The following is a 13,914-nucleotide window of genomic DNA, read 5'->3' on the forward strand; positions in this document are numbered from 1 at the left end:
GAGTAAGCAAAATTTATAAAGGCTCGTTATTAGTTTTTGTATGAAGTTAATTTTGGATAATTGATTATTGTATTCTTCTAATTGGATTAGATATTCATAATCAATTTGCAACAACCAAACTTCGTGTTTTCAATGTACAATGGATTATATTAATTACTATTGATCACATAAAATCCATCTGCAATCATATCAACTTTTTATCTGTTAAAAAACTTTGCACCGCCCCCCTTTTGGGCTAGCGTATACATCTTTCTAAATTTACGAATTCCTTTACCAATATTATTTAATGTAATGCCAACCCTGAAATTTCCCATAAATTACTTTAGGTTCTTATAATATTATGTCTATTTAAAGAAGAATGGACTCCCACTTGGATAATTGAAAATTAAAACTAATACTTTACTATATTTTTGAGCTGTTGTTAATAACTACCTTTAGAATAAGAAGCTAATAGTGAACATTTCAAGTGTGGCCATATATTCTTCTGACCAAGCTGCTGTAGAAAGCTTAAGAATTCTTAAGAACTTTTGCCCCTTTTTATTAAGGTTTGGAATCTAGATTATGATTATGAATTCGTACCAGTGGGGTGTTTAAACAAGAAAACAATTCGTTTTCTTATTTCTGTATATGATGAACTAAAAATCAGTTGGTGTAGCCCTTTCCAAGTTCGAGGTTTCTTGGAGACAAATTAATTGAAGAAACTGATTTGAAGAAAGGAAATTACATTGTCAAATATGGACCAAGTACAGGTGTATTCACAGAAAAATTAATTAAAATAAGAAGGAAACTTATGAATTGTATATGGTTCAGCAGTAAATGTTGAACAATATATTAGGCGAACGATATAATTTATATCTATTATGTTATTTCTTGTCTTCCGTTTACAAACTTAAGAAAAAAGAAGATACAAATGTCTCACCTGCTTATGTCTTTAGCTGTTTAATACGAGAAAAAATATGGAGGAATCATATGGAGTCAAAAATTCTTATTGTCGATGATGATAAAGAGATTAGAAATCTCATCTCTGTTTATTTGGAAAATGAAGGTTTGAAAACTCAAAAGGCAGAAGATGCTATACAAGCTTTACAACTGTTAGAAGAAAAGGAGTTTGATTTAATTATTTTAGATATTATGATGCCGAATATGGATGGTATTGAAGCGTGTATGAAGATTAGGAAAGATCGCAATATGCCTATCATTATGCTATCTGCAAAATCAGAGGATATAGACAAAATTCAGGGTTTAGCCTCTGGTGCCGACGATTACTTATCAAAACCGTTTAACCCACTAGAATTAATCGCTAGGGTAAAATCCCAATTAAGAAGGTTTAAAACATACAATACGTCAATAGAACATAATAAAAGCATTCTAGAAATTGGTGACTTAACCGTGAATACAGATACGCGCCAAGTATGGGTAAGGGGAAAGGAAACAAGGCTAACTCCAAAAGAGTTTGATATTCTCGAACTACTTGCCCGTAACAAAGGGATTGTCCTGAGTGTAGCAAAAATATATGAATCAGTTTGGAAAGAGGTTTTTTATAAATCAGACAATACCGTCATGGTGCATATTACAAAAATAAGAGACAAAATTGAAGAAGATTCTAAACATCCCATTTATATTAAAACTGTTTGGGGAATTGGGTATAAAATATGAAGAATGTTAGTTTCAGAAATAAGATCATTATAAAACTTCTTGGTGCTGTTGCAGTTAGTTTTTTTATTTCATTTGGTTTAACAATCCTCATTTTGGTATATGTCATAGATCCATTATTTGTAAAATATGAAGAGTTTGGTATGTTTGAATTCAATTTAGCATTGTTGTTCTTATTCGCGTTCGCAATCATTAACTTTATAATAATTTTTTTAATATTGGTTCGAAAGAAAATAGCCTATTTGAAGCTCATTTCGGATAATGTAAATGTTATTGCAAATGGAAAACTGGGTTTGACAATTGGGATTAAGGGGAAGGACGAATTGACCCAACTTGCTCAAAATATCAACTATATGTCCAAGGAATTGGAAAATACATTTGAACAAGAAAGAAGATTAGAACGTACAAAAAATGAACTTATAACCAATGTTTCTCATGACTTACGCACACCGTTAACATCTATTATTGGCTATATAGATTTATTAAAAAGAGGGCAATACAACAGTAACACACAATTACAGGAATATCTTGAAACCACGTATTTAAAATCAAAGAGATTGAAATATTTAATTGATGAACTGTTTGAATATACGCGTTTATCAGGCATCGATGCTAAGTTAAACTTTAATGAAGTCGATTTATCAGGTTTGTTGGAGCAAATAGTTGGAGAATATACTCCTATATTTGAAAAGGAAAGTTTAATTGTTCAAAAATCAATAACGGAAGAAACAATACCTATTTTCATGGATGTAGAAAAAATGGTACGTGTTTATGAAAATCTGTTTATGAATGCGATAAAGTACAGCATGAAACCATCGGAATTATGCGTATGTCTTGAACTAATAGGTAATAAAGCAATTTTGAATGTATCGAATAAAGTCGAGAAGCCACCTGTTAGCGACCCTAATAAATTGTTTGAAAGATTTTTCAGGGGTGATAAGGCAAGAAAAAGTGATCAAGGAAATGGACTGGGACTTGCTATCTCAAAAAGAATTGTTGAACTTCATCATGGTAATATATATGCAGAATATAAAGAAGGTTGGATATCCTTTATTGTTGAACATCCAATCAAATAGATTGGCTTATGGAATTACATGTTCCATAAGCTTTTTTTATAAACCTTAAGAATTCTTAAGGTTTTTTCAGGGTGTTTCCTAATTTTTATAGTTTATCATGTATGTATTCAAAGCGATGAGGTGAGTGGAGAAATTAAAATAAAATTTTCTTTACAGCTTTCAATTGGATACATCGTGATAGTCTTTTGGAAAAGGTAGATGCAACATGACTATTTTGTTAGTAGCAAATATGAATAGCAACTTATTTTAAAGAAATGAAAAAACAAACGTAGGAGGATATATATGACGAAACCAGTTGTAGACGTGAAAAACGTACAAAAAGTGTACGGTAAAAAAGGTGAGAACCAATCACACGCGTTAAAAGGTGTTTCATTCTCAATTCAAGAGGGTGAGTTTATCGGAATTATGGGGCCATCTGGTTCTGGTAAAACAACATTATTAAATGTAATTTCAACGTTAGATAAAGCGACAGGCGGCGTTGTTGAAATTGCAGGAACGGATATTACGAAAATGAAGCAAGGTGAGCTTTCTGATTTTCGTTCGCAAAAATTAGGATTCATTTTCCAAGACTTTAACTTATTAGAAAACTTATCTATTTACGAAAATATTGCACTTCCACTTTCACTTCAGGGTGTCCCATCACGAAATATTGGACAGAAAGTAGAAAAAGTAGCTGATATGTTAGGAATTTCAGCAATCCTTCAAAAGTATCCATCTGAAGTATCGGGTGGACAAAAACAGCGCTCCGCAGCAGCACGTGCGTTAGTGCATGAGCCAGCAATTATTTTAGGGGACGAGCCGACAGGAGCGCTTGATTCTAAAAATGCAGCAAGTTTACTGGATGCGATGACAAGCTTAAATAAAGAACAAGGTGTATCCATTATGATGGTTACGCATGATCCATATAGTGCAAGTTACTGTCAGCGTATTTTATTCATTCAAGATGGTGAGTTATATAAAGAAATTCATCGTGGTGGTACCCGTGAAGAATTCTATAAAGAAATTTTAGATGTGCTTGCAAACTTAGGCACACAAAAAGCGTAAGGAAGGAAGTTCAATCATGTTATTTAAGCTTTCCATGTCAGGCCTAAAAAGTAAGTTGCGAGATTATATTGTTTTACTTGTTGGTCTTATTGTCTCTATTTCGACTTTTTATATGTTTCAAACGCTAGCATCCAATAAAACGTTCCTTGAATCTAACTCTTCTATTAGGGATATTGTGTCTGTATTTAAAATTGGTTCCTTTTTGTTAGCGGTTATCACATTTTTTTATATTTTATATGCAAACTCTTTCTTATCAGCTCTTCGCCAAAAAGAATTTGGTATGTATATGATGTTAGGAGCAAAAAAGCATAAAGTTACCTTACTTATGTTTATCGAAACAATCATATTAGGTGCCACATCTCTTTTGATTGGAATTACAATTGGTGTAGGACTTGCAGAAGGTATCGGTCAGTTATTAATGAAACAACTCGAGTTTACTGGTGAAGGTTATAAAGCATTTTATCTGCCATCTATCATTATTACTTGCGTCTTCTTCTTTGCACTATTTATATTATCAGCAATTATGAATAGCATTAAATTATCGCGTATTTCTGTACTGCAACTTGTACATGCAGATGCCCAAACAGAACGTGTCGCCGTAAAAGGAAAAATGACAGTTGTAGTTGCATTCCTTGGTATTCTTTTATTAGGTATTGGTTATGCATCACTGATTTATATTTCTCATGCAAATTCGCTAATTGTTTTGGGATTAATGGCCGTTGGATTAATCACAGCAACCGTTGGTACTTACCTTATATTTGGATCACTTCTCCCAGTTATGATTAACAAGCTAAAGAGTAATAAAAAACATAGTGAAAAAGGACTAAATGCTTTTACTTTTGCACAATTAAATTTCCGCATTAATGGTCTAACAAATGTGCTTGCAACAGTAGCAATCTTAGTGGCTCTTGGTGCTGGTGGAATTGCTTGTGGTATGGCATTTAAAAATAACATCCTAAAAATGACAGATCAAATGCGAATTTACGATTCAGTCATTCATAATCCAACAGCGGAAGAAAAGAAAATTTTGAGTGGTATCTTATTTCAAGAAAAACTTGAATATCATTACAAAGTTGATGATAGGTATGTTTATTATCTTAAAGAAGATGTAGAAAAAAATCGCCCTTTCTTGCAAGGTATGAAAATAGAGAAAGTTTCAGAGGAAATACCCACTGGTGCATTTTCAATAAAACGGGTTCAAGGAGAGACGGACACAAAACAATGGATCCAGGCTTTCAGTGCGATTCAGCCAGATTATATGTATCCTGATTATGAAATGAAAATTGTAGATCAAAACATATACGATGGTATGAAGGGTAAAGAAAGTACTGTGTTTATGGGGAAAACAGATGATTTTGGGTCATACATAAAAAAATGGAAAAAACTTGATGAATTACAGATAGCAAAATATAAAAATGTAAAAGCGGAAGAATTGGATAGTAAGTATCAAGCGTATATTGTGAGTCATAATTTTGCCAGCGGACTAATGTTTATGGGTTTTTTCGTTGGAGTTGCATTTTTAGCAATGATGGCAAGCTGCTTAATGTTTAAAATTCTATCCGGTGCATCCAAAGATAGTACACGTTATCAAATGCTTCGTAAAATCGGTGTTCGCAGGGAGTTATTAATACAATCGATTTATAAAGAGTTATTCTTCGTATTTTTAGTCCCAGCAATTGTGGGTATTGTTCACGTATTAGTTGGTATAAACATGTTCAGCGTTCTTTTGGCTGATCCGTACTTTCGTATTTGGCTACCAATTAGTATTTTCGTAGTGATTTACTCGATTTACTACTTGATTACAGTTCAATTGTATAAAGGGATTGTACTTCCGAAAGAAAAATAGTTTTATAAAACATACAAAATGTTAAACTCATAAAGCCCAGTAATATCGGTACCTATGTATGATATTACTGGGCTTTTATTTGGATATTCAACGCCGTGTTTTAAAAATTATATAAATACCTAAACTTAGTTTTATTTTTTATATATGGGGTGCGTCCCCTATATAGAAGGTTTCTTCAATATGTATGAAGCGTATTTTAAATTTTTCTAATATTAATATTGTTTAGAATTAGTATATATATTATTATAAATAATGGTATATTAGTGAATTTTTGATACATATTCTATTCAATCTCTAAAAATATAATTCTTGGAGGCGTTGTTGTGCGTAAAAAATGGAAAATCGGGCTAATGAGTACGCTTCTTGCCTGTACGACCTTCACATCTGTAGCATTTGCAGCAGAAAAGCCAGTCGATCAACCCAAATGGGAGGAATGGCTAAATGGACATGCAAAAAGATTAAATGAACCCACTTCCCAAACAAAAGAAGATTTATCTTTTCTAAAAGAGGCCGTACAGGACAAGCGTATTGTTGTACTTGGCGAAAGTACGCATGGTGCTAAGGAAATGAATCAATCCAAAATACGTATGATTAAGTACTTACATGAAGAAATGGGATATGATGTAATTGCATTTGAATCAGGATTTGCAGAAGCAAGTACGGTTCAACAAAATTTTGATAACTTAACCGCTACTGAAGCTATGAAACAATCTTTAGAAGGTGTATGGCAAACAGAGGAAGTTGAACAATTGTTTACCTATATGAAAGAACAAAAAGAAAAAGGAAAGCCACTAACATTAGCTGGTTTTGATATAAATTTGTTTTATAGATCTTCATTCCACTCGTATGCGAAAGACTGGTTGCAAAAACTAAGTCCTGAAGTGGCATCTGAATTTGATGCAGCAGTAACAGAGTTGATTAAACTGGATAAGTATTACAATGGTTATAAAGGTACATATCCCTATGATCAATATAAAATAGAAATTCAACCTGTTATCAACAAGTTTGAAAATGTGAGAACTTTTATTCAGAATCATAAAGCTAAATTGACTCAAGTTGCACCTCACCCTACGTATGATGTGAATTTCCTTGAGAAATCAATCAATATACGGATTGATGCGATTAAAACACATCTAGATGCTTATATGAAATTTAGAGGTGGCATCTTCTCTACTAATGTTAGAGACTACGCTGATTATATCCGAGATCAAAAAATGGCTCAACACCTAGCATGGCTCACTGAAATGCAATATAAAGACAATAAAATTATTGTATGGGGACATAATTATCATATTCGGAAACAAAATTCGAAAATGATATTAGACTATACGAAGTTACAGCAATACAATTTTGTAGGCCCTAATATGATGGATTATCTTCCGCAGCGCATCAAAAACCAAATGTACACGATTGGCGTATTTGCGTATAGTGGGAGCAGTTGGAACTCTGCAAATAACAAAATTGTTACTGTACATACAGAACATGAAGAACAAAGTGTAGAAAAAATAATAAGCACCGTTGGAAGTCCAAATGTCTTTGTAAACTTACAAGGAGAAAGTAACCGACCAGAAACGTCATGGATGTTTACCCCAACTGCAGCAAGTTACTGGGGGGACAAAGATCGAGAAGAAATCATGATTCCTATCGAACAATATGATGGCATTTTATGGTTAGAAAAGACTTCGCCTTCTGTTCTTAAATAAAAGAGAGCATCCTTACATGTTAAGGATGCTCTTTTTCTTGTCATGATTGTACGTAAACAACATTCAATTGGATTCATTCCCTATAGAAAATACTAACAATCAAACAATATATTCATTATAGGGGAGCGTCACACCGCCATCAAGCTAAGAAAATACAACTACTCCCAGAACGAAATTTTGTGCTAACTTGTAACAAAAAAGCTCATTTTTTCATTTTGGGGTAATTCTGAATTCTTAAGTTGATGGGCATGGGGTAGCACCACGCTATCAAGCTAATATTTTAAAGTATCCCAAAACGAAAAATTCATATCACTACAACAGTTATTTATGAGAATTTAGTGTGTTTTTTGTGTTTTGGGGAACAATCAATTTTTTTAATAGAGGAAACTCATTCAAAATGGAAGAATGGAGAAATAACTGCTGTTATATTTATGGAAATGTTAGAACTAAAGAAAAAAACCTTTTATAAAATTATGAAGGAATATGAAGAAGTAAATTAGGGCTTTTCCTATAAAGCGTACCACCAACACTTTAATGAAACTCTAGCAAACCATCCGAATTTAAAATCTGTACGTATTTTGATTGGTAATGGAGAAACATCAAAACGTTTTAATTATAATTTAACTAGATTTGATAAAGACGGTAAAGAAAAAAGAATTAGAATTCAATACTCAAAAACACCTTCGTAAAGAAGCATTCCTACGCGTCTACTACTCTGATAAAAAAGTTGAAGAAGATGTATCAGGTTGGGAAGAAGTGAAGCAGGACGAGATTCCTGCGAAAGTGAAAGAAAAACTAGCTGCGAAATAATAAAAATAAAAAGGGTTTGGTCTTATCGGTCGAATCCTTTTCTGTTTTCAAAATCTTTTTCTGAAATGACTATGAATCCATGTCTTTTAAATAGAGCTGTTGTTACGCCGTAATCAGTTTGTTTATTTCCATTAATTACATAAGTCTTATCGTTTTTTGCACCAGAACAGATATCCCTACATTTATCTGCCTCTTTGTTAAGGCATCGAATAATCCTTACTTATACCATCGCGATTTCTGATAACTTATATGTAGAGGTATCACTCAATATAACAAAAATGTAATGTTAATGAAATGTAATTCCATCGATACTATAAATGAAATTATATAAAATTAGTTACATAAATGAATGAGAGCTAAAGAATTTTTATAATGAAAAAGGAGAAGTATTAATGCGAAATATATTAAGTGTAGAAAAAATTGAAAAATATTATGGTAATAAAGATAATGTAACAAAGGCTATAGATAATATTAGTTTTAAGGTAGATGAGGGAGAATTTGTTGGGATAATGGGGCCTTCAGGAAGTGGCAAAACTACATTACTTAACTGTATATCAACTATTGATAATGTTACTACGGGAAAAATAATGATAAATAATAGTGACATTACTCGGTTAAAATCAAAGTCACTAGATAAGTTTAGACAAAATGAATTAGGGTTTATATTTCAAGACTTTAATTTATTAGATACCCTTACTGCTTATGAAAATATTGCCCTAGCGTTAACAATAAAAGGTGAGAAAAGTTCAAAAATTGATGGAAAAATACAAGCAGTTGCAAAGTATTTAGACATTGAACAAGTATTAAGCAAATACCCTTATCAAATGTCAGGCGGACAAAAACAAAGGGTTGGTTCGGCAAGAGCTATCGTAACAGATCCATCTTTAGTACTTGCAGATGAACCAACAGGATCGTTAGATTCTAAATCAGCTAGATTATTACTAGAAAGATTTGAAAGTCTTAATAAGGATTTAAAAGCTACAATACTTATGGTTACTCATGATGCATTTACAGCAAGCTATGCTCGTAGAATTCTTTTTATTAAAGATGGAAAAATATTTATCGAGTTGGTAAGAGGGAATGATTCTAGAAAAGAATTCTTTACTAAAATTATCGAAGTTATAACCCTTCTTGGAGGTGACGATAATAATGTACTCTAAGATTGCTATTGGGAATGTAAAGAAAAGTTTTAAAGATTATGCAATATATTTCTTAACACTAACACTGGCTGTTTGTATATTTTATAGCTTTAACTCAATAGAATCACAAAAGGCACTTATGGAAATTAACGCTTCAGATAGAAAGTATGTGCCTACAGTAATGAACGCTATCTCAAATGTGTCAGTATTTGTATCCGTAATATTAGGTGGTTTAATATTGTATGCAAATAATTTCTTAATTAAAAAACGTAAAAAAGAATTAGGAATATACATGACTTTAGGTATGGGAAGAAGAAACATATCCAGAATATTAGTAACAGAGACATTTCTAGTTGGCGTTATATCTTTAATGAGTGGACTTATAATAGGTATTGGAGTATCGCAGGGGTTATCTACATTTGCATTAAAGCTATTTGACTTGCCCATCAATAAATATAAATTTGCAATTTCAACAGGTGCTATAGGTAAAAGCGTATTATACTTTGGAATCATGTTTTTACTTGTTATGTTATTTAATGTATATGTTGTTTCTAAATACAAAATAATTGATTTGTTAACAGCAGGTAGAAAAAACGAAGATGTAAAATTTAGAAATCCTCTTATCTATGTAATCACATTTATTATGTGTGTAGCATCACTTGGATATGCATATGTGACTGTACTAAAAATCGGATTGAATTTTACTAATCCTATGCTCGTGGTATCAATCATTCTTGGCATATTAGGTACATTGCTGTTTTTTTTTAGTTTATCTGGATTTATATTATATGTTGTAAAGAAGAATAAAAAAGTCTATTTTAAAGGTTTAAATATATTTATCATCAAACAAATAAATAGTAAGGTTAATACAAATTTTATATCCATGTCTGTAATCTGTTTAATGTTATTCCTTACAATGGTGGCTTTATCTACAGGAATCAGCTTTAACAGAATGATGGACGCCACAACGAAAGAAATAACACCATTTGATGCCAGTATTACGTTGGAGAATAAGGATGAAAGTTACACTATAGAAGAAGTATTAAATAAAGCTAATTTTAAAATAAGTAATAACGAAAAATATGTATCTTATAATGTATATCGAACAGGGATGGAAGTGGTGGACTTTGTACCAGAAGGTAAAGATTATAATAACGATATAGATTTCATTAAAGTATCTGATTATAATAAAATTTTAAATCTTAAAGGTGAAAAGGAAATCACTTTAAATAACAATGAAATTTTACTTTTATCAAATGAAAGCCGGTTGGCTAATTCGACAAATGAAAGATTAAAAACTAGCAATAAGGTGAATATTAAAGAAAAAGAATATTTGGTAAAAAACGCTAAAGTTATACAAGAGAATCTTTACACTTATGATGTGCGAACTAATTACTTCACAATCGTTATAAATGATGAGTTTTTATCAGGCTACAAAATTACTGAATCCGTACTTAATGTAAATTATTTAGATGGAAATAGAGAAGAATATAATAAAAAATATGATAACGTTGCACGGGGCTTTTATGACGAAAATGGCCCGAAATTAAATATTAATCGTATAGCAGGCAAATCAAAGGATGAAGTTTGTGCAGGAAGTAAGGGATTGAAAACTATCGTACTGTTTATTGGGATATATATAGGTATTGTATTTTTAATAACGAGTATGGCTGTATTAGCTCTTCAACAATTATCAGAAGCCAGTGATAGCATAGAACGATATAAATCTCTGAAGAGAATTGGTTCAAACGAGACAATGATCGACAAAACGATTTTCATTCAAACTTTCGTATACTTTAGTCTTCCAGTTTTTCTTTCCATAATTCATTCTATAGTTGGAATTTATGTAGTCAATTATTATATTAACACATTTCAACAAACAGACATTATTTTACCAGCATTGATGACGGGCTTAGTATTTCTTGTAGTGTATGTAGGATATTTCTACACGACATATGTCGGGTATAAAAATATTGTAAAAAGTAATACTTAATTTTATAATGCTCATTAAGGCTATTACACCTTGTTTCTCAAGATGTAATAGCCTTATATTCTATATAGGAAGGGAAAAATCATGAAAAAAATCATTCTGATTGAAGATGATGAAATCATCAGAGAAGAATTACAACATTTTTTTATAAAGTATGGATATGAAGTAAAGGCTCCTACAGAATTTAATCATATTATCGAATATATAGAAATTGAGAATGCAGACCTTATATTACTAGACATAAATCTTCCTGTGTTCGATGGCTATTATATATGCAGAGAAATACGTAAAACTTCAGATGTTCCAATCTTCATGGTTACAAGCAGAGATAGTGATGTAGATGAACTAATAAGTATGAATTTAGGAGCAGACGATTTTATAACAAAGCCGTATAATACAGAAATACTATTAGCAAGAGTAACAAATATTTTAAGAAGAACATCTGGAGATTTCAAGATGAATCATATCTTAATTTATAGGGATTTTAATTTAAATCTTTCAAATGCAACAGTTACTTATCAAGACAAGTCTGTAGAATTAACTAAAAATGAAGTTAAAATACTCTCATGCTTAATAAATAATCGCGGAAATATTGTAAAAAGAGATTCACTCATAGAAACTTTATGGAAATCTGATTATTTTGTGGATGATAGCACCTTAACTGTTAATATAAATAGATTAAGAAAAAAGCTTGAAGAGATAGGTATAGAAAATCCAATTGCAACAAGAAGAAGCTTAGGGTATGTAATGCCATGAATATAGGTGAATTTATTAAAGATAAAATAGTAGTAATACTATCAAATGTACTGGTATATATCATACTAGCAGGTATATTGCTGACTGCGCACATTCCGTTCATTATCATATTCTTTGTCTTTTGTATTTGGTTTTTTCCATTGATTTCATATATGGCTATAGAATTTATAAGATGTAAAAATTATTATAATGAGATTAACAGCATATTAGAAAACTTGGAGAAAAAATACTTACTTCCAGAGGTAGTAAAGGAAGCAAACTTTATACATGGGGAAAAGCTTAACGCTATACTGAAAGAAGTAAGCAGAGATATGCATGAAAATGTAAAGTATTATAGAGATATGCAGTTGGATTACAGAGAATATATAGAGACATGGGTGCATGAAATTAAGACACCAATAGCTTCTACAAAGCTTATAATTGAAAATAATCAAAATGAAGTAACGAATAAAATTGACTCTCAAATGAATCGGATTGAGGGGTTTGTTGAACAGGTTCTGTATTATTCTCGAAGCTCTAACGTGAATAAAGACTATATGATAAAGCCAATCAATCTTGATAATGTAGTAAGGAATGTAATTAAAAGAAACTATAGGGATTTTATTCATAAGAGAATAAAATTAGATATACAGGATATTGATGAGATTGTATATAGTGATGGAAAATGGATTGAATTTATTATTAATCAAATAATAGGAAATTCTATAAAGTACTCAAATAACAAAGAACAAATGATACGTATATACACAATTAAGAAAACTAACTCAGTAATACTAGCTATAGAGGATAATGGAGTAGGGATAGTACCTAAAGATATAAATAGAGTTTTTGAGAAAGGGTTTACTGGAGAGAATGGAAGAAGATTTAGCAAAAGTACAGGAATGGGCTTGTATCTATGCGAAAAACTGTGCTCAAAATTAGGGATGAAAATTAGCATTGAATCTGAAGTGAATAAAGGAACTAGAGTTACATTAATATTTCCGTTGTCAGGTATGGCAACTTTTGATCCTTGTTTATAAAAGAGATGCTGCCATCTTTCCACGAATTTCGTATGAACTTATAAACAAATTTAAAACGGTATGAAAAGAGTAGAAATTCTTTTCATACCGTTTGTACTATTTATCCATTTAACATATTGGTATATGTAATTGTGAGTCGGATGGATGTTAATCTGGATTAGTCATTACTATTTTTGATGTCCACTAATACTTAACGTAAGATTTGGTTCGGTTGCTACATAGGCCTCGTAAGCGAAAAATTGTCCATTATATAAAACAGTAAAACAAATATCCGATTCCTTAGCGTACAAGGAATCGGATATTTTGTGTCTAAATTGTGTCGAAATGTACAGTTTTCTTTTTTTGGTATGGCGACCCCATGTCTATCAAGCTAAGATTGGATTTTCTATGAAATTCCATTTCTCGTTGTTGTACCCCTATTAAAGTTTCGGTTCCGTTACTATAAAAACTCAAATTTCTTCCTCATATTAAAGTGGAACAAATTTATTACTTAAATTGTCTATTAAATGTAATCCTAAAAACTTAGTGCCTAAACATGATACATTGAGTCTGGTTTGACATCTATTTTAAGTACTGCTAAACACGAAAGGACTGATTATCTTGAAAAGTACAAGGATGTTAAAAATAGGGATGTGTGTTGGAGTATTAAGTTTAAGTCTTGCAAGTGTAAAACTTTTTACAGGTGAACCATTTTAGATGGAAGCAAAAGAAAAAGTAGAGAAAACTAAATATGCAAATCATACGCCTCATTGAGCACTCACGCAACTTGAGAAAAGTTTGACGCTTGACTGGGTTACTATCCAATCGACGCTGATACAAAATGGGCGGTTACCTATCGATTACCTTACGAACGGTTTGTTTACGCATCTACCTTTAAG

General features: G+C 31.5%; 9 protein-coding genes and 2 pseudogenes. All 11 read left to right on the top strand.

Annotation, left to right across the window (positions count from 1 at the left end; all coding sequences use genetic code 11):
- Window positions 1-969: 969 nt before the first annotated feature.
- The 11 genes and pseudogenes from JDS81_RS25460 to JDS81_RS25510 all read left to right on the top strand — a co-directional run bounded on the left by JDS81_RS25460 (window position 970) and on the right by JDS81_RS25510 (window position 13,036).
- Window positions 970-1,656, top strand: a complete 687-nt coding sequence (locus JDS81_RS25460) for a response regulator transcription factor (RefSeq protein WP_097954256.1) — start codon at window positions 970-972, stop codon at window positions 1,654-1,656.
- Window positions 1,653-2,729, top strand: coding sequence for a HAMP domain-containing sensor histidine kinase (locus tag JDS81_RS25465; protein ID WP_088122180.1), 1,077 nt, complete (start codon window positions 1,653-1,655; stop codon window positions 2,727-2,729). The genes JDS81_RS25460 and JDS81_RS25465 overlap by 4 nt, the downstream gene beginning before the upstream one ends.
- A gap of 282 nt (window positions 2,730-3,011) precedes the next feature.
- Complete coding sequence (locus JDS81_RS25470; protein ID WP_097954255.1) at window positions 3,012-3,773, top strand: ABC transporter ATP-binding protein; 762 nt, start codon at window positions 3,012-3,014, stop codon at window positions 3,771-3,773.
- 16 nt (window positions 3,774-3,789) lie between these two features.
- Window positions 3,790-5,619 (top strand): FtsX-like permease family protein, encoded by a 1,830-nt coding sequence (locus tag JDS81_RS25475; RefSeq protein WP_097954254.1) that lies wholly within the window; start codon window positions 3,790-3,792, stop codon window positions 5,617-5,619.
- A 323-nt stretch (window positions 5,620-5,942) separates the two neighbouring features.
- Complete coding sequence (locus JDS81_RS25480) at window positions 5,943-7,322, top strand: erythromycin esterase family protein (RefSeq protein ID WP_142307078.1); 1,380 nt, start codon at window positions 5,943-5,945, stop codon at window positions 7,320-7,322.
- 359 nt (window positions 7,323-7,681) lie between these two features.
- Window positions 7,682-7,822: pseudogene (locus JDS81_RS30585) on the top strand (integrase); the annotation flags it as partial.
- A gap of 87 nt (window positions 7,823-7,909) precedes the next feature.
- Window positions 7,910-8,132: pseudogene (locus JDS81_RS25485) on the top strand (YxeA family protein); the annotation flags it as partial.
- Between the two features lie 392 nt (window positions 8,133-8,524).
- The gene (locus JDS81_RS25495) at window positions 8,525-9,292 is read left to right on the top strand and encodes an ABC transporter ATP-binding protein (protein ID WP_001244401.1); all 768 of its coding nucleotides are present in this window, start codon (window positions 8,525-8,527) and stop codon (window positions 9,290-9,292) included.
- A complete protein-coding gene (locus tag JDS81_RS25500; protein ID WP_097954253.1) occupies window positions 9,282-11,264 on the top strand; it encodes an FtsX-like permease family protein in 1,983 nt (660 codons plus the stop codon). Before JDS81_RS25495 ends, JDS81_RS25500 begins: the two co-directional genes overlap by 11 nt.
- Window positions 11,265-11,345: 81 nt before the next feature.
- Entirely contained in the window at window positions 11,346-12,017 is a 672-nt protein-coding gene (locus tag JDS81_RS25505; protein WP_097954252.1) for a response regulator transcription factor, read from the top strand.
- Window positions 12,014-13,036, top strand: coding sequence for a sensor histidine kinase (locus JDS81_RS25510; protein ID WP_097954251.1), 1,023 nt, complete (start codon window positions 12,014-12,016; stop codon window positions 13,034-13,036). Before JDS81_RS25505 ends, JDS81_RS25510 begins: the two co-directional genes overlap by 4 nt.
- The last annotated feature ends 878 nt before the right edge of the window (window positions 13,037-13,914 follow it).

This window comes from Bacillus cereus group sp. N31 (assembly GCF_016483245.1).
Lineage (GTDB): Bacteria > Bacillota > Bacilli > Bacillales > Bacillaceae_G > Bacillus_A > Bacillus_A toyonensis.

Bases quoted from the DNA above. Each gene is read 5' to 3' on its own strand.
- JDS81_RS25460 (WP_097954256.1), top strand. From the start codon at position 970: ATGGAGTCAAAAATTCTTATTGTCGATGATGATAAAGAGATTAGAAAT.
- JDS81_RS25465 (WP_088122180.1), top strand. From the start codon at position 1,653: ATGAAGAATGTTAGTTTCAGAAATAAGATCATTATAAAACTTCTTGGT.
- JDS81_RS25470 (WP_097954255.1), top strand. From the start codon at position 3,012: ATGACGAAACCAGTTGTAGACGTGAAAAACGTACAAAAAGTGTACGGT.
- JDS81_RS25475 (WP_097954254.1), top strand. From the start codon at position 3,790: ATGTTATTTAAGCTTTCCATGTCAGGCCTAAAAAGTAAGTTGCGAGAT.
- JDS81_RS25495 (WP_001244401.1), top strand. From the start codon at position 8,525: ATGCGAAATATATTAAGTGTAGAAAAAATTGAAAAATATTATGGTAAT.
- JDS81_RS25500 (WP_097954253.1), top strand. From the start codon at position 9,282: ATGTACTCTAAGATTGCTATTGGGAATGTAAAGAAAAGTTTTAAAGAT.
- JDS81_RS25505 (WP_097954252.1), top strand. From the start codon at position 11,346: ATGAAAAAAATCATTCTGATTGAAGATGATGAAATCATCAGAGAAGAA.
- JDS81_RS25510 (WP_097954251.1), top strand. From the start codon at position 12,014: ATGAATATAGGTGAATTTATTAAAGATAAAATAGTAGTAATACTATCA.